General features: G+C 52.2%; 18 protein-coding genes. 9 read left to right on the top strand and 9 right to left on the bottom strand.

All coding sequences use genetic code 11. From position 1 onward, the window contains the following. The first annotated feature begins 109 nt into the window (after nt 1-109). The gene (locus K355_RS24240; protein WP_245562962.1) at nt 110-2,020 is read left to right on the top strand and encodes a putative bifunctional diguanylate cyclase/phosphodiesterase; all 1,911 of its coding nucleotides are present in this window, start codon (nt 110-112) and stop codon (nt 2,018-2,020) included. Between the two features lie 221 nt (nt 2,021-2,241). Beyond that, nucleotides 2,242-2,883: a hypothetical protein gene (locus K355_RS24235; protein ID WP_022733282.1), complete on the top strand. Its 642-nt coding sequence runs from the start codon at nt 2,242-2,244 to the stop codon at nt 2,881-2,883. Between the two features lie 54 nt (nt 2,884-2,937). Here the strand turns inward: K355_RS24235 and K355_RS25175 are convergent, their stop codons facing one another. Both K355_RS25175 and K355_RS0116595 read right to left on the bottom strand, forming a co-directional pair. Beyond that, nucleotides 2,938-5,016, bottom strand: a complete 2,079-nt coding sequence (locus K355_RS25175; RefSeq protein ID WP_022733281.1) for a SpoIIE family protein phosphatase — start codon at nt 5,014-5,016, stop codon at nt 2,938-2,940. A gap of 3 nt (nt 5,017-5,019) precedes the next feature. Next, nucleotides 5,020-5,325, bottom strand: coding sequence for an STAS domain-containing protein (locus K355_RS0116595; protein ID WP_022733280.1), 306 nt, complete (start codon nt 5,323-5,325; stop codon nt 5,020-5,022). Between the two features lie 169 nt (nt 5,326-5,494). Between K355_RS0116595 and K355_RS0116590 the strand changes: the two genes are divergently transcribed. After that, nucleotides 5,495-7,102 carry a sigma-54-dependent transcriptional regulator gene (locus K355_RS0116590; RefSeq protein WP_022733279.1) on the top strand — a complete coding sequence of 536 codons (1,608 nt, stop codon included), beginning with the start codon at nt 5,495-5,497 and terminating at the stop codon, nt 7,100-7,102. 11 nt (nt 7,103-7,113) lie between these two features. Here the strand turns inward: K355_RS0116590 and cobD are convergent, their stop codons facing one another. Beyond that, nucleotides 7,114-8,211, bottom strand: a complete 1,098-nt coding sequence (gene cobD / locus K355_RS0116585; RefSeq protein WP_022733278.1) for a threonine-phosphate decarboxylase CobD — start codon at nt 8,209-8,211, stop codon at nt 7,114-7,116. Nucleotides 8,212-8,377: 166 nt separating this feature from the next. Between cobD and K355_RS0116580 the strand changes: the two genes are divergently transcribed. After that, nucleotides 8,378-9,268: a phytanoyl-CoA dioxygenase family protein gene (locus tag K355_RS0116580; RefSeq protein ID WP_022733277.1), complete on the top strand. Its 891-nt coding sequence runs from the start codon at nt 8,378-8,380 to the stop codon at nt 9,266-9,268. A 35-nt stretch (nt 9,269-9,303) separates the two neighbouring features. Then, nucleotides 9,304-11,844 carry a hybrid sensor histidine kinase/response regulator gene (locus K355_RS25170; protein ID WP_022733276.1) on the top strand — a complete coding sequence of 847 codons (2,541 nt, stop codon included), beginning with the start codon at nt 9,304-9,306 and terminating at the stop codon, nt 11,842-11,844. Between the two features lie 85 nt (nt 11,845-11,929). On the opposite strand, the gene K355_RS0116570 is transcribed toward K355_RS25170, so the two are convergent. Then, nucleotides 11,930-13,081, bottom strand: a complete 1,152-nt coding sequence (locus K355_RS0116570; RefSeq protein WP_022733275.1) for a M24 family metallopeptidase — start codon at nt 13,079-13,081, stop codon at nt 11,930-11,932. A 207-nt stretch (nt 13,082-13,288) separates the two neighbouring features. On the opposite strand from K355_RS0116570, the gene K355_RS0116560 reads away from it, so the two are divergent. From K355_RS0116560 to K355_RS0116545, 4 genes are all read left to right on the top strand, one after another. Next, nucleotides 13,289-13,570 carry a hypothetical protein gene (locus tag K355_RS0116560; RefSeq protein ID WP_022733274.1) on the top strand — a complete coding sequence of 94 codons (282 nt, stop codon included), beginning with the start codon at nt 13,289-13,291 and terminating at the stop codon, nt 13,568-13,570. A gap of 127 nt (nt 13,571-13,697) precedes the next feature. Continuing rightward, nucleotides 13,698-14,423, top strand: a complete 726-nt coding sequence (locus K355_RS0116555) for a glycerophosphodiester phosphodiesterase (RefSeq protein WP_022733273.1) — start codon at nt 13,698-13,700, stop codon at nt 14,421-14,423. 201 nt (nt 14,424-14,624) lie between these two features. After that, a complete protein-coding gene (locus tag K355_RS0116550) occupies nt 14,625-15,764 on the top strand; it encodes an ABC transporter substrate-binding protein (RefSeq protein WP_022733272.1) in 1,140 nt (379 codons plus the stop codon). A gap of 45 nt (nt 15,765-15,809) precedes the next feature. Further along, a complete protein-coding gene (locus K355_RS0116545) occupies nt 15,810-17,261 on the top strand; it encodes a GGDEF domain-containing protein (protein WP_022733271.1) in 1,452 nt (483 codons plus the stop codon). A gap of 79 nt (nt 17,262-17,340) precedes the next feature. Here K355_RS0116545 and rodA read toward each other — a convergent pair whose 3' ends face one another. The 5 genes from rodA to K355_RS0116520 all read right to left on the bottom strand — a co-directional run bounded on the left by rodA (nt 17,341) and on the right by K355_RS0116520 (nt 23,270). After that, nucleotides 17,341-18,504, bottom strand: coding sequence for a rod shape-determining protein RodA (gene rodA, locus K355_RS0116540; RefSeq protein WP_022733270.1), 1,164 nt, complete (start codon nt 18,502-18,504; stop codon nt 17,341-17,343). A gap of 4 nt (nt 18,505-18,508) precedes the next feature. Next, nucleotides 18,509-20,425 (bottom strand): penicillin-binding protein 2, encoded by a 1,917-nt coding sequence (gene mrdA / locus K355_RS24220; RefSeq protein ID WP_022733269.1) that lies wholly within the window; start codon nt 20,423-20,425, stop codon nt 18,509-18,511. Between the two features lie 165 nt (nt 20,426-20,590). After that, entirely contained in the window at nt 20,591-21,106 is a 516-nt protein-coding gene (gene mreD, locus K355_RS0116530) for a rod shape-determining protein MreD (protein ID WP_022733268.1), read from the bottom strand. Further along, the gene (mreC, locus tag K355_RS24215; protein ID WP_022733267.1) at nt 21,103-22,104 is read right to left on the bottom strand and encodes a rod shape-determining protein MreC; all 1,002 of its coding nucleotides are present in this window, start codon (nt 22,102-22,104) and stop codon (nt 21,103-21,105) included. The genes mreD and mreC overlap by 4 nt, the downstream gene beginning before the upstream one ends. A 125-nt stretch (nt 22,105-22,229) precedes the next feature. Then, complete coding sequence (locus K355_RS0116520) at nt 22,230-23,270, bottom strand: rod shape-determining protein (RefSeq protein WP_022733266.1); 1,041 nt, start codon at nt 23,268-23,270, stop codon at nt 22,230-22,232. Nucleotides 23,271-23,319: the final 49 nt, after the last annotated feature.

Genomic DNA, 23,319 nt, shown 5'->3' with positions numbered 1-23,319 from the left:
AGCTTTTCACGACAAAAACAAAAATTGGGTATCCCGAAACGTGGCAACCGGTTCTGTTTGGCACAAAGTTGCCGAAATAATCAGAATTCATACGGACAAACCTGAGCTCATGCGGGCTCAGGTCAAGGCGTTGTCACGGCAGATCCCGGTTCTTTATGGCTTGTTGTTGGCCAACGCGGTTGCCCTTGCCTATACCCATTACGGAACAGCCCCCGATTGGTTGACGATCTATGCGGTTCTTGTTCTTGGTGCATGCTGTATTGCGCGAGGTTATGCTTGGCTGCGGGCCGGCCTTGACGTCAGTGATATCAATGTCTGCATCGGACATTTACGCCGCATCCGGGTGATGGCGGCGGTGATTTCGGTGCTGTTTACCGCCTGGGCAATTACCATGTTTGGCTATGGTGATCCCTATCAACAGGGGCACGTTGCCTATTTTATCTCGATCACGGTAGTTGGCTGTATCTTCTGTCTGGTAAATTTTCCGCCTGCGGCCTTGCTGGTTGTGGTGATCGTGCTTGGAACCTTTGTGCTTTATTTCGGCTTTAGCGGGAATGAGGTTTATGTCGCGATTGCGGTGAATATGGCCTTGGTCTCGGCCATGATTATTCAGATCATCACCAGTTATTATGCCGCGTTTTCGGGGTTGGTCACGTCACGTATTGATCTTGAACGTCAGCATAAAACAACGCTTGAGCTATCCGAGCAGAACGAAGCACTGGCTTTCCTTGATCCGTTGACAGGCCTGTCAAACCGCCGCGCATTCTTTGCCTATCTTGAAGACGCAGTTGCAACAGCTGCGGCCAAGGCGGATACGTCGGCAGGGCAGCATGATCGCTTTGCCGTTGCGATGATTGATCTTGATGGGTTCAAGCCCGTCAATGATGTGCACGGTCATCCCATAGGCGATGAGTTGTTAATGCACGCGGGCGAACGCCTGTGCCGTATCCTTAGCGGCGATGCCTTGCTGGCAAGGTTGGGCGGGGATGAATTTGGGATTGTCCTTGGCGAATATAGCGACGCGACCGAGCTGATTGCCCTTGGTAAACAGATTTGTCAGGAGCTTAATCGCCCCTATACGCTCAGCAATGTAAGCGTGCAGCTTTCAGCATCTTTGGGCTTTGCGACGTACCCTGCGGTGGCGCGCACATCAAACGGGTTGTTTGAGCGTGCTGATTTTGCGCTGTATCACGCAAAAAAGAACATGCCGGGCGAAGCGGTATTGTTTGCGGCCCACCACGAAACTCTGATCCGTCATGATTCACAGATCGAGCAAGCACTGCGTAAGGCCGATTTGTCGCAGGAACTTTCGCTTCATTATCAGCCAGTTTTTGATGTGGAAACCGGGGCGGTTAATTCCATCGAGGCACTTGCAAGATGGGACAGTGCGCTCATGGGGCGGGTGTCGCCGGGGACATTTTTCCCGGTGGCGGAAAAAACCGGACAGGTCGGCATGCTGACTAAAATCCTGTTTGAAAAGTTGCTGCGTGAAATGCGCGAATGGCCCGAACATATATCGGTGTCGTTCAACCTGTCGGCCCGTGACATTGTTTTATCCGACACGACGGAATGGCTGATTGAACAGATCAAAGCCAACGGTATTGCCCCGGAACGTTTAACGTTCGAAGTGACCGAAACTGCGTTTCTGCGTGATTTTGCAGCCGCCCGAACCAGCATTCGTTATTTACGCAATCATGGTGCACGGGTGGCGATGGATGATTTTGGGATCGGCTATTCCAGTCTGCGATATGTGCATGAGCTGGAATTTGATTGCCTTAAGGTCGATCGCAGCTTTATCGCGCCACTGGCAAGTACCGAACGCAGCCGGCGGATTGTCAAAACGATCATTGATATGTGCACCAACCTTGAAATTGATTGCGTCATCGAAGGTATTGAAACCCAAAGCCAGCGTGACATCGTGATCGAGCTCGGGGGGCGTTTGGTGCAGGGCTATTTCTTTGCCAAACCAGCCAAGCAACCTGTTTTGAAACGTTTGCCCGCAATGCTCAAAAAACAGTAACGCGTGCATCTTTGCCCTCACGCGAATTGGGAGCGCTATTGCAAGTGCCCAGGCGCTTGACCCACCTTGGCCGGATGAAAACGGTACGGCATGATCAGTATTGACGCCTCGGTTAACATTCCCGCAACCAGATGACGATAAGCTGTGTCTTGCGAGACCGCAGTCATAAAGCCTTTTTATGCCAAGCGGTCACTGATTTTGGCGCAAACAGGGCATTTTTGATGTCATCGCAGACACATATTTCGCAAGAATTTAGTTCGGTCATTACCGGCAAGATTGATCTTGCCCCGGAAATTCGTCTGCGCCTGCGTCAGTTGATTGACAGTTTGCCCGATGAACCTGCCCGACTTCGGGTGTTGGGACATGTTTTGCTTGATCTTGGTCTTTGTGAGTTGGGGCTAAATGCATTTGGCCGTGCCTTGATTTTGGACGACCTTGATGCGGCAACCCACATGGGGCTGACCCGGACCTACATGCAAATCGGGCGGCGTGAAACTGCGCTTGAACATCTTGAAATCGCCATCAGCCTGCGTCCGGATTCTCGGGAATTACGCGTTCTGGCAGCCAACCTTTTGGGATGCCGCAATAAAATGCGTGCGCTTGACCAATTAGGGGCCGTTCTTGGCAATGAGCCAGATCACGCCGGTGCGCGTAAAGGATTGGCCAATCTGGTGCGTACGGTCATCGCGGGACGCCTTCAGTCGGTCAAGGAACAAGGTGTGGCGGCTTTGGCAGAAGTCAGTGTTAAAACCGAGACCGCGACACCGACCACGACCACTGCACCGTATTACTGGTACAATGCCGCTGAACCGTTTGGTGATGTTGTGCGGTCGTCTTTGGGGCGTGCACGATACGTTTCGTGACGCTTGCGCGATAAGGTTTATCGCGGATTTTTCCAAACTTCATGTTTTCGGGTTCTATTGGGGCTCGTCGCGGGCAGTAAAGCCATCTGCGCCATTTGTTGATTGCAGTGAGACGACCGTAAAATCATCGGAAAGCTGCACAGGGGCCCGGTCCATGAACTGGTCGGCAATTTGGGCGGCCAAATCAACATCGCTGCCGCTTTCCATAACGGTTTCATGCACCATTGAAAGCAGCTTTTCTTCACTTAGGAACTGACCATCATCCAACGTTGTTTCGATCAAGGCGTCGCTGTAAAGCAGCAGGAAGCTGTTTTGGTCAAACGGCACTTCACGGGTTTCGTAGCGCGCGTCACGAATAACGCCCAAAGGAACACCAGACCCATCAAGATAGCGTGCCGCACCGGTTGTACTGTCTCCCAGTAACGGCGATGTACAGGCCGCACTGGCGTAGGAAAATGTTGTCTTGTTTCGATCAATAATCCCATACAGCATCGTGGCATATTGCCCGATTGGCAAAAGCCCCTTGAGATGCCGGTTAAGATTGCTGAGATACGCACCGGGATCCGGGTCGCGTATTTGGTCTGACCATATCAGGGAGTGCAGTCGAAACGTGTTTAACGCTGCCCCCAATCCATGCCCTGCAAAATCAACGATATAGACCCCCAACCGCTGCGCATCAATTGGCACAAGACCCCACATGTCCCCGCCAAGCTCTGATGACATCTGGAAGGTCGCACTGATCCGCATGCCGTAATCAAAGCCGGTTCCGCGATATTGTTCGGGGGCAGGGTTAAGGTTTTCCTGCATGTCACGCGCAAGGTCGAGTTCAGATTGTGTCCGTTCACGATAGGCGCGAAGCTGTTTGACCAGAAGCCGGTTTTCCAGATGGATTTTGGTCCGTGCGATCAGCTCAGCCTTATTGAGCGGCTTAAGGATAAGGTCCGTTGCACCGTCATCGAAAATCCTTGTGCGACCTTCATTTTCTTCGAGTGCAGTCTGGGCAATGATTGGCGTTTCGGCAAATAGGGGATCGGCGCGCAGGGCTTTGCAAACCTCATAACCATCAAGTTTCGGCATGATGATGTCGAGAATTATAAGATCCGGGTTATGGGCTTTGGCCTGGGACAAGGCATCTTCACCGTCCTTGGCAAACACAAGGTTCGTAAAGCCGTCTGACCGCAGGTAAGACGCGATGATTTCACGTGATAGCATCGTGTCGTCGGCAATCAGGATGGTGGCGTTTTGCGGGGTGCGCAGCGCGGCATCGATACTACCCTGTGCTTCAAATTCGCGGATAAATGCTGGATCGGCCGAAAGGACGTCAGATTCGATCTGATCAAAGGTCAGTTTGATGGTTCGGCCTCCGCGTGCAAATGTCACTGAATGGCACAGGCTTTTAATCAGAGGAAGGCCACGGCCAAAAGTGGATTCCTGACCCGGCATTGTGGTCTCGTCCGTTTCCTCGCGCGGGGTAAAGCCAGCACCCTGATCGTTGATCGATATTACGATGTGGCCGTTCTTGCGTTTTTTCGCCGTCAATACGATGGCGCGGTCACCATATGTCGTCGATGCAAGTCGCTTTTTGGTTTCATCGCCAAGCTCGTTAAAGCGGTCCATCGACAGGCGACCACTGGTTGTAAGCGCAAGATTCCCGTGAATCAGGGAATTGGCAAATGCTTCCTGAACAGCCATTTCAACAGCCGGCGCAGTTGCCTCTTTTATCAGGCCGCGGTGGCGCAACGCGGTAACGAATTTTCGCGCAACCGGGAGGTGATAGGCACTGCGCGTTGAAAGACAAACAAGCAGATGATGTTTGGATTTAGGATCGCTTCCAATGATCGGGCACAGATCGCCAAGATCCATTCCGTCAAAGCATTCAATAAAGTTGTCGGAATTTAACCGGATCAGGCTTCCAAGCCATTCGCGACCGGGATCACTTGGCAGCAGGCAGCAGGAAAAACGTGCAGAGTTTGAAAGGTCTTCTGGGCTGTTGCCGATAACATGTTCAAAGGGTATCGGATCGGACCTGTTCCAAATATTTTCCCCCGTCAGCAGGCTTTCAACATCATCAGATGAAAGCGACTGCGGAACGGCGACAGTAAGGGGGGAGTGGTCGTCGATATCCGACTCCATGAATTAGTCTTCCAGTTTGAAAAGCGTGTCAAAGCGGGCCACTTCAAGCATCCGTTTGACCTGTCCCTGTGCCCCGCGAAGAATGACGGTCGCACGCGCCTTTTCGCCTTCGTCACGCGCCAGCAATAGCATACCTAGACCGGCTGAATCGATGAACTCAATGCCCGTGACGTCAAGCACGTGCGTCTCGGACTGATGGGCACGCATTTCTTCGATCAGTTTGCGAAAATTGGAATGATCCCCAAATGTGAATCTACCCGTCAGTTCGACGGTCGTTGTCTTGTCGGTTTGTTCGGTGTTGTAGTTCAACCCGTGATACTCCTGAACGCCGATAATCTCGTTAAAACTATGCTTTTCTTAATCTTACTCTGATTTTGTATGGTTTGAACCGACACTGCAACAATGTTTGCAGTTGTGGCAGTGATGTCACAATCGGTATGCTTGACCATAGTGGCTATATCGGGACGCGAACCAAAAAATGCCAGAGCAGGCACGCATAGTAATTGTGGAAGATACCCTGTCGCTTGCGCGGGTGTATCAGGACTACCTGCGTGCAGATGGTCATCTGGTCGAGCATGTGCTCAATGGTGCTGACGCCATTGAACGCCTGCGCCAGGATCCGCCAGACGTTCTGGTTCTTGATCTGGTGCTGCCCGATATGGATGGCCGCGAAGTTTTGCGAAGTGCCTCACATATTTGTCCCGAATGTAAAATCGTGGTGATTACCGCCCATGGATCGGTCAATATTGCGGTTGAGGCCATGCGCGAAGGGGCTTGGGATTTTCTTCTTAAACCCTTTGCCGCGGACAAATTGCGCGAAACGGTCAAAAAGGCGCTGGCGGGGCCATCGGTCCTCCCGCTTAAGAATGTTGAAGAATTCGGGGATCACGATACCGACCAGATGTATTTTGATATCATCGGCGGATCGGAAAATATGCGCGATATCTATCGCATTATTGAAAATGCAGCCCCAAGTCGCGCAACCGTCTTTATCACCGGGGAATCAGGAACCGGTAAGGAACTTGCCGCCGAGGCCATCCACAGTCGGTCCGAACGTTCAAGCGATCCATTCATCCCGTTAAACTGCGGTGCAATCCCCAAAGATTTGATGGAAAGCGAGATTTTTGGTCACGTCAAAGGCGCCTTTACCGGCGCTGTTGCCGATCGCGAAGGGGCGGCACACCGGGCGGCGGATGGTACGCTGTTTCTTGATGAAATCTGCGAGATGGATCTCGACCTTCAGACAAAGTTACTTCGGTTTATTCAAACCGGGACGTTTCAGAAAGTGGGTGGTAGTTCGCTTGAAACAGTTGATGTCCGGTTTGTCTGTGCGACGAACCGGGATCCGCTTGAAGAAGTGCGCACCGGTCGGTTCCGTGAGGATTTATATTACCGCCTGCATGTCATTCCGCTGCATATGCCGCCGTTGCGTGATCGTGACAAAGACATTCTGCAAATCGCGAATTTCTATCTTCAGCGCTACAACCGCGAAGAAGGCCGTGATTTCGAGCGGTTCACGCCGGAAGTATCGGCATTGTTTGCCAGCTATTCGTGGCCGGGCAACATTCGTCAGTTGCAAAACATCATCCGCAACATTGTTGTTCTGAATAACGGCACGGAAGTAACCCTTGCGATGGTGCCGCGTCCGGTCAACAGCAGCACCGATGGTGATCAGTTTACTTCGGCAACAATCGAAGCACCGCCACCCCATCCGGGCGTCTCCAATGATGCGGGAAACTCCGCGCGTTTGTGGGAAGGTGACCCCGAAGCACTGGCGTTTCTGGCAGGTGCACGTCAAATGCGCAAAGTTGTCGAAAATCGCCAGTCGCAAAATGCGGATAATCTTGTCGGAATGTCGGTGGGGGCCAATGCAAACGATCCGATGGCAATTCCGTCAATACCGCAAACCTCAGGTGGGTTGGGATATTCGGAAATTCGGCCCCTTTGGCTTGTTGAAAAACAGGCCATAGAAGAAGCGATAGAGCGGTGTGGCGGATCAATCCCGCGCGCCGCAGACGCACTGGGCGTCAGCCCATCAACGATATACCGTAAAAAGCAGGCATGGGAAGACGGCAGCATTCACTAAAGCCCGTCGATCTATATTTCCAATGCCTGAAATGCTATTTCCAGCCGGTCCCACTCGGCCTTCGTGCCGGGAAGGCCGAAACGCACCTTCGTTTCATCATGGTCAAACAGCCGAACCATAATACCCTTACATGCCAAATGGTTGGCAATGTTGTGTGCCTTTTGTCCATCAAACAGCAAAAACAGCGGCGTTGCCCCAACGCATTTTAACGGGCTGTGATCTGTCACCAGAGCTTCAAGTCGGTCGCGATCTTTTCTAAGACGTTCACGTGTTGCCTGCTGCCAATCGTGATCGGCAAAGGCAAGGGTTGCGACTTCCATTGAGGGGCCGGGAATGGCCCACGGTCCAATGCGTTCTTCAAGGTCACGCGCCAGTGGGGGTGAAAGGACCACGCAGCCAATTCTGATCCCGGCTAGGCCAAAGAACTTGCCAAAAGATCGCAATACAAGTGTCTTGGGCATTTTATTAATGTTCGGACAAACCGATTGGTCCGGTTCGCAATCGATAAATGCCTCATCAACAATCAGCCAATTGTTCGATTGATCGGCCAAATTGGACAGATCGGCGATATCGGATGCAGGGATCAGGGCGCCGTCGGGGTTGTTCGGATTAACCAGAATGACAACTGTGTCAGAAATACCCGTTTCAAACAGCGATCGGGCCATGTCCAATCGCTCCATCGCAGGGATATCATGGTGTGTGGAGGCATGGCCTGCGCGTTGCCAACATCGACCATGCTCGGCATAGGTTGGGCCAAGAATATGCACGGAACTGATGTGGCTGTGATCACGCAGCCAAAACGGAATGGTTTGAATAAGCGACTGGGTGCCTGCTGTGCAGACAAGGTGATCGGGCGACGGCAGTTGATAGTATTGGCTGGCAGCGTTTTTGAGCGCCGCCAATTCGCTGCCAAGTGGCAGGCGCTGCCAATGATGGGGTGCAATTTGGGGAACAGGATATCCAACCGGATTGATGCCGGTTGACAGATCAAGCCAGTTTTCAACCGCGATGCCGTATTTTTGCGCGGCAAGATCAATCGACCCACCGTGATTGATGGGCGTTGTATCTATCGGGGGCGTTTGGGTTTTATGCATTGTCTTGTCTGTCATCTACTCTGTCATCGGCAGCGATGACCCCAGTTTCGTGATGATGGCATTTTCCGATCAACCTCGGATCGATCTTGGGTCACCATAACCAGAAGGCAGGCAAGACGCACTTGCCTTGGTTGTGTTGACTGCGTATCGTCCGGCCACTCTCAATACCGGACATTGACCGATGATCACACCGAAAAACGCCACACAGCCAGATGAATGGCAAAAGATCAACCCGCAGCTTTCGATCACCAATTCGCAAAACGGATGTGTCGATGTCGCGACAGTTGGGGCATTGAGTGATGGTTTCGATGTATCGGAATTGTCTGAGCGATTTTGGGACGAAGGATATTTCCTGATTGAGGACATCCTGCCAACCGATGCGCTGGCGACATTGTGTGAGGGGATCGAAACTCTTGTGCGCCATGATTTGCCGCCCGCCATGATTTATCTTTATGACGAGGCGTGGCAGATCTTTATGCGTCTGCGTCCATTGCTTAGTCATTTCCTTGGCGACCGGCTGGCACTTTTACCGCATTTCTGGGCGTGGCACGTTGACCCGCATGAGGATGGGCGTGGGTGGCCTCCACATCGCGATTATCAGGGCGAAAGCGCGTTTGGCGATGACATGGTAATCAGTTTGTCACTTTGGGTGCCACTTAGCGTTGCGACACCACAGAACGGTTGCATGTATGTATTGCCGCGTTCTTTTGAGAGGTGTTATGCTCGTAATGTTACTAAACCAAAAGATGTGAATTTGCAGGACGTTCGGGCATTGCCAGCCAGTCCCGGCGCGGTGATGGGGTGGCGACAGGACTTGTACCACTGGGGCGGGCGCGCATCCAGACATGCGACAGAACCCAGAATAAGTCTTTCACTGGAATTTCAGAATGCCGCCTTTGACCCACTTGCAGAACAGCTTTTGGAACTGGATCGGCCTCCGGAATTTCTGCAACGTCTGGAATTGATTGCGTCACAGTTTGAAAAATACAAACACATGCAATCGATCGCCCAGGAAACCGTTAAATGGGCAAAGGCCGTTCTTGAGCAATGCGCGATTGTCCGGGGTGTTTGATCCCCAGTGACGCAATGGGGAAAAAGGGTGCCTAAATGCTTCGGATACTGACCTGTGCGGGTATCACTCTGGCAGTCTTTTTGGCCATCACGCCGATTTTTCTTTTTTACTCATCGCTGTCTGACGCGACCGTTGGCATGTTCACTTTTTCGATGATTGCCATGGTGGAAACCATTGCCTTGCTGACGCTTGCAATCAGCTGGATGGTTTACGAACTGACCAAACGCAAACAGTATGTTTTTGTCGTTTTGATCATGTTGTTCTTACTGATCGGCGACATTCTGGGCATACCGCATCTGCTTGGGGATCAATTTGTTCTTGGCCGTGAACAGGCCATTGGAACATTCGTTGGACTTTTGGTTTTGGTCATGCGGTTTGCTGCGGCATTTATGATGGTGATGAGCTGGCACGCCGCGAATAAAAACGATCAGATTTTTGTTCAGGATCGCGTCGTCGTTGCAACGATTGTTATTTTGGTTGTCGGCGGCTTGGCCATGATGGTTCCCATTTCGCTGCATCCTGGCATCAACTTCGGTATGCAGCATGTACTGTATGATGTCGGGACCCTGATACTGGCGCCGACGGCGATGTTGATGGCGATCGGTGCCGCCGGTTATATGGTGCGTTGTTCTGTGCGCTTTTCGCTGGCTGAGGCGATGCTATGTACGAGCATGTTAATCGGCACATTCAATCACTTGGCCTTGTTTGTCTTTGAAGCTGATAGCGTGGAGCTGATTGCCCGGTTCATTATCCCGTCACGGATTATAAGCTATAGCCTTGCCTTGGGTTTTGTTCTGCTGTCCTTGCGCAACCATTATCGCCAGTCATATCTTGCCAGTTCGGCCAAAAGTGAATTTCTGGCAACTATGAGCCATGAAATTCGTACACCGCTCAATGGTGTTCTCGGGCTTGCACAATTGCTCCATGACACGCGCCTTGATAACGATCAGCGCGAACGGGTTGATGGTATTTTGTCATCGGGCAGGGCGTTGATGGCTTTGCTTAATGATATTCTCGATATGAGCAAGATCGAGTCTGGTCGGGTAGAACTCGAGAACCGGTCATTTTACCCGTCCGACGTGACCTCCGATTTGAAAAACTTTGTCGGAACCATTGCGGCGGAAAAGAACCTGTCGGTGATTTGCCAAGACGGGGCGCTTGAGAACCTTGTCTTTTGGGGGGATGAAGTCCGCCTGCGTCAGATTTTGTGGAACCTGTTGTCCAATGCGGTGAAATTTACCCGCAAAGGTTCGGTTCGCCTTGAAATCAATAAAATAGATCCGGATCACAAGCCTGAAGAAGGTGTGCGCAGCCTTCGAGACGGCGAGATATTGTATCATTTCGCGGTGATCGACACCGGTATTGGAATAGCCCAGGAACGGCTGTCCCAGATTTTCGCGCCTTTCACTCAGGCCGATAATTCGACAATGCGTCAATATGGTGGAACCGGACTTGGGCTGTCGATTGCCTTTAGCCTGACGGAGCTTATGGGCGGAAAAATGACGGTTAGCAGTGTTGAACGGCAAGGTACGCGGTTTGACCTTTGGCTTCCATTTATGACCGAAATCGAAAGCACTGAAAACCATCCACATTACGAAAAAGTTGTCGATGACGGCGGTACTGTCTTGGCCGGTGCGCGGGTTCTTGTCGTCGAAGACAACGAAATCAATGCCAAGGTAATTGCGGCAATGATCAAGCGGCATGATTTGATCGTTGAAGTCGTACCCAACGGTCGCGAAGCTGTTCAGGCATTTCGTAATAATGACTATGACATCATCCTGATGGATGCACATATGCCGGTTCTTGATGGCGAGGGTGCGACCCGCCATATCCGTGAACTTGAACGGTTCTCAGGTGGTTTGCGCATTCCGATTATTTGTGTGACGGCAGATGCCTTTAACGACCGGCATCGCGATTTTCTGGCGGCGGGGATGGATGATGTCCTGACCAAACCGGTGGAAGAACGTAAGCTTTACAGCACACTTTTGAGATTCCTGCGCAACCGTCCACGTATTTCTCCTCGGTTGGAAAGCGATCAGGTTGATGTGGTTCCCTTGGAACTGGCATTGCAGCCCAAGGCGCCGACTGCACGAGCAACTGATACCAAGACACCGGATGCATCAGATGATGTAGCTTTGGGTGACATGTCATCGCTAAAGGACCATATACCGAACTCGGATGGCAAAACTGCTGATAATGTTGATGATGACCAACGCAGTGCAGACAAAGAGACAATAATGAATTTGATTGATAACAGCCGGTTCGATGAAATGTGTTCAGCGCTTGGAAAAGATCAATTTTCGATGCTGATTAATCTGTTGCCTGCGTCCTATCAGGAAGAGCGTGGCAAGATCGTTGAGGCGATCAATAGCGGCGATCGCGAAGCTCTGCGCCGGGCCGCACACACCATTAAGGGCATGGCGGGAAACCTTGCCGCACAGAAGCTGGCAGACGATGCACGTGAACTTGAAAAATATGACGGTGCATTTGATGATGCAATTCATGCCCGTATTGCCGAGCTTGATAAACTGGCCGAAGACACGATTGCTGAAATGCATGCAGCATTGCGCGTTTGACGCGCTGTGCCAGAACTGCCGATATGAATGCTGTTGCAGGATTTAGGAGGGTGGATCATTGCCACCCTCCTTTTTAGTGTCTGACCTAACGGGTGATCAGGTCATGGCCGTGGCGTGAGACGCTTTCATTGCCGGTTTCCGTCACGATGACCGAATGACCGGGGCACATCGCAATCCCGCTGTCGCTGTCCATCAGGATCATGTGCAGGAAGAAAACCATGCCCGGTTCGGCAATGACCGGGTTGCCGTGATAGAACATCGGCCAATCCATCCAGTTCGGGGCAAATGTCGTCCCCATTGAATAGCCGCAGGCATTCAGGCGGTGATCCTTCATGCCGCCAGTATCGCAAACACGGGCATAGGCATCAAAAACCTTGCCGATGGGCTCGCCCGGGCGCAATGCCTCGCGGCAGGCGGCCAAGGCATCGGTTGCGACCTTATGCATTTCGATATGACGAGGCAGGGCATCGCCGACCGGAATGGTGCGCATCATTGCCGCGTGATAATGGCGATAGGCCCCAGCCCATTCGAGTGTGATCTGATCGGTGTCGGCAATATGTTTGCGGCCGGTGAAATAGCGGCACAAAAGTGCATCGCGACCCGCACCAATGATAAATTCATTGCCCGGGTAATCCCCGCCACCGGCAAATACCGCACCTTGCATAGCAGCAAGAATGTCGCCTTCGAATGCACCGGCATGGACGGTTGAAAGGGCCGCATCCCATGCGTCATCGGCAAGACTGGCGGCGGTGCGAATATAGTCAAGTTCCGCCGGGCTTTTGACAACGCGCAATTCCGAAACAAGCCGCGATGCATCTTCAAGCTGGCAGAAACCATCAAGTGCGGATTCTAGTTTCTTACCATTGGCTGCGGTTAGGCCGTAAGCCTCATACTCAACACCAAGCTTTTTGCCAGAACAGCCAAACTCGGCAAGCATGTCGCGCAATTGCACTGCCGGGTTTACGTCCGGTCCATCGACCCAGATACGAATGTCTTCGATATCGGATGTGTGTTGTGCCTGACGAAGGTCTGGTGCACGGGTGATCAGGGCAACCTTTCCATCCGCGCCAAGATACAGACATTGAAAGAAAACATAGCCGAAGGTGTCATATCCGGTCAGATAGAACATGCTTTCCTGACGAAACATCAGGATCCCATCGAGCCCCGATTTTTCAAGTTTTTCAATGGTACGCGCACGACGGGTTGCGAGTTCGTGACGTTCAAAATGCAATGCCATAGACGGAGCCCCTGATGATGTCTTTGCCAAAAGCTAACAGAGAATTCGCACCTCAAATAGAAAAATAAACGTTTCAACGATAAAATAATGACAAATCGTTTCTGTTGATGGGAAGTAACTTTTTTTGTTGTTTTTCATCTGATGCTTAAGCTGCTTGGCACCAAAAACTAAGATGTGGGCAATAGACATTCCTGCACGGTTGCCTACATGAAAGATAACGGCACGTTTTCTATCGTGGGAAAAGCTCGTGCCGCCTACGCTCAGGACCATCCCATAAAGGAGGTTAAAGTGGCGAGCTTGAAAAAAATCTCAGGCGAGAGTGACGTGCATACGCCAACCTATCGACGCAGGAATGCCCCCGCCTATGAGAGCTGGCGACGCGACGATTTGTATCATTTGGCGCAGAAGCGTGGCATCGAAAACCGTGCGGACATGAGCAATGAAGAACTCGCACGCGCATTAAGCAGCGTACAAAACAGTCTGTCCTAAAGCCTGTGAGCATCTGGTTTCAGTCGGGGCTTTTATAACGCTTTGATGAAATTGTTCGGTCGACCTTGTCGGGGTTGTATGGCGTGACTTACCTTTCAGCAGTCTTGGTCTTTGAAAGGTGACAGCTGTGAAACCGGTATTGGTCGTATCGCATCGAGGTGACAGTTTAAGCGCGCCGGAAAATACGCTTGCCAGCGCACAAAAGGCGGTGATGGCCGGGGCCGATTATATCGAATTTGATGTGCGGCAATCTGCCGATGGCGTTTTGTATGTCATACACGATGACACCGTCGACCGGACCACCAATGGCACCGGCCTTATTGCCGAAATGACCAGTGAGCAGATTGATGACCTTGATGCAGGGAGTTGGTTTTCGCCGGATTTCGCGGGCGAGAAGGTGCCGCGTCTGGACGAATTTCTCGGCCGCATCAAAGGGCTTTGCAAAATCTATTGCGAGATCAAACAAGCCGATGTTCCCGCGGTGATCAAAATGCTGCGGAACTTCGGGTCGCCAGATGATGCCTTCCTTGGATCATTTTCAGCCGAAATTCGCCAAGAATACCGAACCATTGCGCCGGAAATCCGCCGCAACATCCAATTGCATGTCGCAGGATCACTTGAAAAAGCTATCCATCACGAACACGGCCATATATTCGAGTTTCTTGAAAGCAACATCACGCACGACGATGTTCTAGAGGCTAAAAAACGTGGCCTTGAAACAATGATTTTCATCGATACGCCCAATACCGAGCTGTTTGCTGAACTGGTGCGATGGCAGGTTGACTATGTTAATCTTGATCATGCCGCGCTTTTTCGGGCTGTACAGCAAGAAGTTCTGCTGGAAATGCAATAAATCAGCAGTTTGAACTGCTGTTTTCCGAAGCCATGGAATGAATTCCCGAGCTCAAACTGTGAAATGCACAGTATCACGCGTTACAATCGACAGTTAACACGCTGGCGGGTTTGACCTGCTGGCGGGAATTGTCTATTGGATGCCCAATCGGATGGCGCGGGCTTGTGCGTGCTGTTGATCTGTTTGTTCTGGGGGTGAGACGTGCGGTTTTCTCTGCTGTGCCTGATGTTTGGGGTTGTGTTGTCATGGGGTATGCCAGCTTTTGCGCAGGCCAATGATACTGTTCAAACGTCTGATCGGGTGCGTGTTGCCTTTATCAATCCGGGATATGGTGATCGTGGCTTCTGGAAGGATGTCCGCGATACAATGCAGGTTGCCGCAGATCAGTTTGGATTTGATCTGTTCGTCTTTGACAGTAACCGTGACCAAAAAAAGATGATCGATAGTGCTCAGAGCGCTTTCGATATGAACCCACCCGCCGATTATATCATTGCCGTCAACGAACATCAGCAAGGCTCACGCATTGTTCTGGAAGCCGAGAAACGCAGCATTCCGGTTATCATGCTACTCAATGGTCTGACCAAGCAGCAGAAAGAAAACATCGCTCAGGTAACCGGGGATGTGTCAGGACTGATTTTCACCTTGACGCCTGACAATGAGCGGGCAGGGTTTGAAATTGCACAGTCTTTGATCGATGGGGTGCGCTTATCGCATACCGGTGGCCTGCCACGAACAATTTGCCTGCTGTCGATTGCCGGGGATCGGCACACGCCAGCATCCCTTCAACGGCTTGAAGGCCTTGATCTTGCTCTCAAGCAATTTCCTGTTTTGAATGAAAAACGTCGTTTGGTGGCCAATTGGTCTTTTGAAGAGGCGTATCGGCAAACGGCGGCCTGGATTGCTGGTGGCCAATGTCTGGACGCTGTCTGGGCGGCAAATGACGATATTGCACTTGGCGCGATTGCCGCGATTGAACAGGCTGGTATGACGGCGGGCACGGATGTGTTTGTTGGTGGCCTGAATTGGTCGGAAAAGGGCATGCAAAATGTTGCGAATGGGAAAATGACCATGACCCATGGCGGGCACTTTCTTGCCGGCGCGTGGGTGATGGTTTTGCTAAATGATTATATCGCAGGCGTTGAAGTGCTCCATGATCATCCAGAGATATCGTTTAGGATGGAGGCGGTTAATCAAGGAAACCTTGCGCATTTCGAACGCATCTTTGGCACACGAGACTGGAAAAATATCGATTTTTCCCAGTTCAGCCTTGAACATCAGACCTCGGGACGTGACTATTACTTTGGTGTAGAAGGTTTGGCTCACACTCTTTCTAAAGACTAAATAACCTATCCCAAGATATATGGCAGAAAAGAAAAGGATACTGGAGTGGTGCTTCAACCCGATGACAAGCATGATGATGCGCTGGCCGGATTGAAGCTGGGCAGTACCATTGCGGCGCGTCAGTTGAAGTATTCGTTATTTCTTGCCGCGATCCTTGGCCTCCTGATCACGGCGTTTCAGGCCTACAATGACTATGGGTGGCTGTACGGCGTATATACGCAGGCCAATCAGCGCACAATCGCCAGCAACGTGCCTGTTGCAATGGAAGTTCTTAATAAGAGTGATCGTGAACTTGCCGATGTGATGGCGCGCGGAATGCTCAACCAAAGATCGATTGCGCGGATTACGCTTACGGACGCAGAGCACGGTATTTTCTTTGAGAAAAAGCGCCCATTGGGACAGATACCGGCGTCGCGGTGGGCGGAAAAGCTGTTTGGTGGGCTTCAGACTGTTGTCATTCCCGTGCGCGATCCAGATGCGCAATCTGCAACAGTCAGCGGTGAAATGATCATTGAGCTGAACCCGCAGGTCTATGTTTCAAGCTTTATGTCGCGTGTCGCATGGTCATTCCTAAGCAATATGATCCTTGCTGTCATGATGGCCATGGCCTTTGCTGCGATGAGCTATTACGTGTTTTCCCGGCCGCTTGTGCATCTTGGTGATTATATTATCAAGGCAGACCCAACCGATTACGACCGTCCGATGGAAATGCCCCCGCATCATCGCCACGACGATGAAATTCAATTGTTGGGGTCGGTTACGGTTGGCTTGTTTGGCATGATCCGTGGGCAAGTTGGCCAGTTGCGCCGTGCACGCGACGAATTGCAGGACGCCAACGTCAATCTTGAAGCCAGGGTACAGCAACGCACAGAGGAACTAAAAGATGCGATGCAAAAACTTGAAGTTCTGGCATCGACTGATCCGCTGACGGGGCTTCCAAACCGGCGGGCCTATCTTGTGCGTCTTGAAGAAGCCATCTCTGTCTGGCGCCGTCGTGATACACCGATGTCGGTTATCCTGCTTGATATTGACCGGTTCAAGAATTTCAATGACACCCACGGCCATCAGGCTGGCGATGCTGTACTTGTTGCCTTGGCAACATCAATGAAGGCGACATTGCGAGATATTGATTTGCCTGCCCGCATGGGCGGCGAGGAATTTGCCGTTCTTTTGCCCGGTGAAGAACTTGATGGTGCGATGAAGCTTGCGGAACGTTTGCGCGCGGAGTTTGAGAAATCATACGTCAGTTATGGTGGGAACAAACTTTCATATACCGCGAGTTTTGGTGTGGCGGGGCTTCCATCGAGTGCCAGTGCGGCAGCACTTGATGGCAAGGTTGTTCGCAATCTTGACGCGCTTAAATCCCGCGAGAACAGCGATATTTCAGCTCTGATTTATTCGCTGGCGGACCGTGCGCTGTATAATGCCAAGGAAACCGGTCGCAATCGCTGTGTCCTGACCGATTTCGAGATGCTTTTCGAACAGATCAACGCATGACCTGTCTTATACCTAAGCACCGTTGAAATCATAATTTCTGAAATGCTCGGCGTGGTCACGGGTACCTGATGCCTTCGGGCTACTGACGTCCGTCGTCATTACCCTGTCGCGAGATGCGAATATCGCGGTGGATGGACACACTCATCAAAAGGCCAAAGCTGACCAGAATGGTCATCATTACGGTGCCACCATAAGACACCAACGGTAAAGGCACGCCAACAACCGGGATCAGCCCCATGACCATCGCGATGTTGATGAAGACATATAAAAAGAATGTCGATGTCACCCCAATGGCAACCATGCGGCCAAATTGATTACGACAACGAAGCGCAATCACATAGCCATAGGTAATGACCAGGGCATAAAGCATTAGTAAGGCAAGGCCACCAACAAGACCGAATTCTTCGCCAAGCATGGTAAAGATAAAGTCGGTCTGCTTTTCAGGCAGGAAGTTAAGGTGGCTTTGTGACCCAAGCATGAACCCCTTGCCAAAGAGGCCGCCTGACCCCAAAGCAATCTTTGATTGGGTAATGTGATACCCCGCACCCAAGGGATCATTTTCCGGGTTCATAAACGTCAGGACACGGTTCTTCTGATAGTCACGCAGGAATTGCCAGCCGATCGGAATGGCGGCAAGCGCACTGCCCAGAATGAGGCCAAATTTCCACATCCGAACCCCGGCAAGCCAGAAGATCACGCCGCCGCCAGCAACCAGCAGCAACGCGGTTCCAAGGTCAGGCTGGCGCAGCACAAGGGCTGCCGGGGCCAGAACCATCAAAAGAGGGGGAAGCAGCAATGTAATGCGCCCGGTTTCCTCAACTGTGAGGCCATGGAAATAACGTGCCAAGGCCAGAACCAACGAGATTTTCATCAGTTCGGATGGTTGCAGTTGGAAAAAGCCAAGGTTGATCCAGCGCTGTGCACCCATGCCGATATCGCCTTTGATTTCGACCCCGACAAGGAGCACAAGGGCAACGAAATAGGACAGATAGGCCAGTTTGAGCCAGATGCGGATATCGGTTATCGCGATGATGATCATCAAGGCCGCACCAATGCCAAAACGCATCATCTGACGTTCTGCCCATGGCTCAAGCGATCCGTTTGCTGCCGAATACAGCATGGCAAACCCGATCCCCGAAAGCGCCGTGATTAAGGCAACCAGTGTCCAGTTCAGGAGTAAGAGACGGCGTCCGATTGGAACGTAGTCTGGGTCTTCACCAATGCGATATTTGCTAAACGGCATGTGACTAACCCTCGCCTTCTTCGGACTGTGGCGGCTTTGGACGAAGCTGAGCGCTGGCTGGCAGATCGGCTGCTGATATCCCCGGTCTGGCAGATTGTAGTTCCTGCGCCTTGATCAAAAGGTCACGGACAATCGGGGCTGCGACTGACGACCCACCGCCGCCATGATCGACCACAACTGCACATGCATAGCGTGGATTTTCAATCGGGGCAAAGGCAACAAACAGAGCGTGATCGCGATATTTCCATGGTAAGTCATCATTGTCCAGAACACCGGTGGTCTGGCGTTCGCGCATGGTGATCCGGCGGACCTGGCTGGTGCCGCTTTTACCCGCCAGTTCCATGCCTTTGATGTCAATGCGCGCCCGATACCCTGTTCCGTGTAGTTCGTTACTGACCCCGTTCATGCCGTCGCGTACGCGGGCAAGACTGGCACGGCTGATCTGGAGGTCGGGGAATTCTTCGTTCTGGCGGCTTGAAATGCCATCCGGTGCCACATGATCACGCGTCAGATGGGGTTTAACGGCTTTACCCGATGCAATACGCGCCGTCATGGTGCAAAGCTGAAGCGGGGTGGTTAAAACATACCCCTGACCAATGGATGCAATCAGAGTTTCGCCGCCTTGCCAGCGTTTGCCGAGCTGGATCTCTTTCCAGTCTTTGGTCGGGATCAGGCCACTGCGTTCATTGGGAAGGTCAATGCCGGTTTCTGTACCCAGGCCAAGCTTATTGGCCATCGCTGCAATCCGATCAATGCCAATTTTCTGGGAAATTTCATAGTAATAGACATCGCAGGAATGCTTGAGCGAGTTATGCATGTTGACCCAACCATGCCCGCCGCGCTTCCAGCAGTGGAAACGGGCATTGCCCAAATCGAGATACCCGTTACAGAAGAACCTCTGGTCCGCTGAAATGATGCCAGATTCAAGTCCCGCCAAGGCAACGCACATCTTAAATGTCGAACCGGGAGCATAGGTGCCGTTCACAGCCTTGTTTGACAGCGGTGAATAGGGATTGTTGACCAGAGAATTCCAAAGTCTGTGCGAAATGCCAGTGGTAAAAGCGTTGGGGTCATAGGCCGGGTGGGACGCCATGGCGAGCACCTCGCCATTATGGATGTCCATAACGACCGCAGATGCGCTTTCCTGTCTTGAAAGCCGTTGATTGGCATAACGTTGCAATTCAAGATCAAGCGTCATGACAACGGTGTTACCGCTTTCGCCTTCTTCGCGTTCAAGTTCGCGGATCACGCGGCCCAGGGCATTGACTTCGACCTGACTTGTTCCTGCTTTCCCCCGCAGTGCCAGATCATAAACCTTTTCAATGCCGCTTTTACCGATGGTAAAGCCCGGCAATTCCAAAAGCGGATCGCCGTTAAGTTCCTTTTCGGAAACAGCGGCAACATACCCCAGCGTGTGGGCAAGGTGCGGTCCTTCCGGGTAATCACGTGATCGACCGGCATCAATGATAAGGCCGGGCAGGTCGGGTGCGTTAACACCAACCCGTGCGACTTCATCCCATGTCAGATTGTCGCGAACGGTTACCGGAACAAAGGACCGCCGCTTTGCAACGTCGCGTTCAACCCGTTCGATGATACCTGGGCCAAGATCAATAATCTGATTAAGGATTTCAAGTGTACGGCGCACGTCAGGTGTTTGTTCGCGCACAATCATGATGTGATAATTCTGACGGTTCACTGCCAGCTGCGCGCCGAACCGGTCGGTAATCAGGCCGCGTGGCGGTGGCAGCAAGCGATGAGAAATACGGTTTTCATCGGCTAGTGTCCGGTACCGGTCACTTTCAAGCACCTGAAGGTAGTACATGCGCGCAGCCAGACCGGTCAGCAATAATCCCTTGCCCGCACCCAGCATCAGGGCGCGTCGGGTGAATAATCTGAATCTGTCTGAATCGCGGTGCCACATGGGCGAAGATTACCTGTCTATGCTCGATAATGTAGGGCAAAACCCGGTCGTTTGAGCCGTTCTATCTGGCTTGTCGCTGCTTGGAAACCATCTTGTTACATCATAACGGATCACCGTTGCCAAAACATCAACTTTGCCAGATTTTTCTGTGCATGATGCTGTTGCCTATATATAGCGCAGCAAGCTGTTCTGGGCACGGGCCAACCCCCATGCCACAAGTGGGAAAAGTAACGACGTGAGCACATAACTGATCAAAGTCGCCTTGATCGGCAAAAGGGCCCCGATCAGGGCTGAGCTTAGCAACCACTGCACCAGTAAGGCTGGAATCGCCACCAGTGCAAAGCCCCACCACATCACGCTGAACGACTTATTGTGGAAAAATCGCCCCTGACTGGCCGAGCCGGTCTGGACAAGCAGCAACACGAGTGAGCTGACCCCCAAAGGTAATCCCATCAGAAGGTCCTGTAAAAGACCAAGGAAAAAGGCTGTTAAGGCGGTAAGAAGATCAGGGCGGTTCACAGACCAGTAAAATACCGCCATCAACGCCAAAGAAGGTGAGGCCGTCGAGAGCAGGGGCAGGCTGACGGGCAGCAGATTGATCAGAAGCAGGACGAAAACACTAAACGCCGGGAGAAGACCGCGTGCAATAACGTCCAGTCTATGCCAGACGCCGGGTTTCACGGACGATCCCCTTCTGGGGCCGGTGGTTTGAACATCGGTTTGTGGGCATCAATCTCGGATTCCTTGGGCACTACACCAACACCGGCGGGGATGTCAGGTGCAAGGTTGGTGGCATCGGTGTTCGATGGTGCCTGACTTTGGCGAATGCGTTGCTCACTCAGGATGCCATGCAGGCCGTAATTGGCAACACGCAGGTATTCAAGCTGATGACGGCGGAACAGCGGGGCAATACGCACCGCATTTTCCGAAACCGACGATACAACGCCAACCGGAATACCCGGCGGGAATGCACCACCATGGCCGGACGTCAGAATGCGGTCACCCGGTGCGACCGTTGCATCCGCCGTCAGGAATGTCAGAAGCGGGCGGGTGGTGTTGTCGCCTGATACAAATGCGCGATCGCGCGAATTCTCAACAATGACCGGAACGCGCGAATTGATGTCGGTAATCAAAAGCACACGCGAAGCCTGATACCCGGCTTCGGCAATGCGCCCGACAAGGCCTTCATCGGCGATAACCGCCTGTCCCTTAATCACCCCGTCACGCGATCCTGCCGAAATCATCAGGCTGTGTGCATAAGCACCCCCCATATCCGCAATCACGCGTGAGGTCACAAGATGCAGCGAGGGTGGGGTTGTGTAGTGCGCCAGTTCACGCAGGCGGGCGTTTTCGTGCGACAAATTACGCGCGGCTTGCTGCCATGCCAGCAATTGCAAGTTTTCACGGCGCAGGCGTTCATTTTCCTCGTATAGATGTGCGAGGTTGTAAGCTTTGTCGGTAATTTCGTTGATACTGGATGCGGGACGGGACACGATATTCATCACCGGCGACACAAGGTCGGCCGATGCGGCCCGAATGCGTTCAATCAGGACTGTATCGGCCTTGCCCAAAAGCATTAGTCCAAAGGCCGAAAAGATCAACAGAATGAAAGCGAAGCGGTGAAGCGCCGTACGTAACGGCGAAAAGATACGCTGCTGCGGACCGCCATGCTGTGCCAAGAGTATTCCTCGCATTTCGAGAAAGGTTATCGAATATCCCATCAGGATACCCAACCTTAACGAAATCACCGAGTCGCGTCCAGTGTGGATACGACCCGGTGAAAAGTTTTTCGATCAGATCTGGTTTAGTACGCTGTGTGCAGAACGTTGCGCAGCATCTTTTTCTCTTCAAGTGCGCGACCGGTACCGAGCGCAACACAGGAAAGAGGATCATCCGCAATCGAAACCGGAAGTCCGGTTGCATGACGCAAGACATAATCAAGATTGCCAAGCATTGCTCCACCACCGGTAAGCACGATGCCCTTGTCAACGATATCAGCAGCCAGTTCCGGTGGCGTCTGCTCAAGCGCGACCTTGACGGCCTCGATAATTGCAGAAACCGGCTCGGCCAGGCTTTCAGCGATCTGACGTTCGGAAATCATCAGTTCTTTTGGCACACCATTCATCAAGTCACGGCCACGGATTTCAACCGTTGCACCATCACCATCATCGGGTGCGCATGCAGAACCGATTTCCTTTTTGATGCGCTCAGCCGTGCTTTCGCCAACCAGCAGGTTATGGGTGCGACGGATATAGGCGATGATTGCCTCATCCATTTTGTCGCCACCAACACGTACTGAGCGGGCATAAACAATACCACCAAGCGACAGAACGGCGACTTCGGTCGTACCACCACCGATATCAACAACCATCGAGCCGGTCGGTTCGGTAACTGGAAGACCGGCACCAATAGCCGCAGCCATCGGTTCGTCAATCAGCCAGACCTTACGCGCGCCAGCACTTTCAGCACTTTCCTGAATTGCACGGCGTTCAACAGCGGTCGAACCAGATGGAACGCAGATGATGACTTCCGGGCTCGCGAAGTTACGACGACCATGCACTTTGCGGATAAAGTGTTTGATCATTTCTTCGGCGATATGGAACTCGGCGATGACACCGTCACGAAGCGGACGGATCGCCTGAATATACCCCGGAGTACGACCGAGCATTTGTTTGGCTTCTTCACCAACGGCAAGAACTTGTTTCTTGCCTTTTTCGTCGGTAATGGCCACCACGGATGGTTCGTTAAGGACAATGCCTCGCCCTTTGACGTAAACCAGTGTGTTAGCGGTGCCCAAATCCACCGCCATGTCGGAGGATAAAACCCCAAGAAGCTTGGAAAACATTCCTGCCCTATGCCCCGGTTAATAGTAAAATCTTGAATACGAATGTACC

This window comes from Thalassospira lucentensis MCCC 1A00383 = DSM 14000, assembly GCF_000421265.1.
GTDB lineage: Bacteria > Pseudomonadota > Alphaproteobacteria > Rhodospirillales > Thalassospiraceae > Thalassospira > Thalassospira lucentensis.
This window is presented reverse-complemented; position numbering and strand designations above follow the sequence as displayed.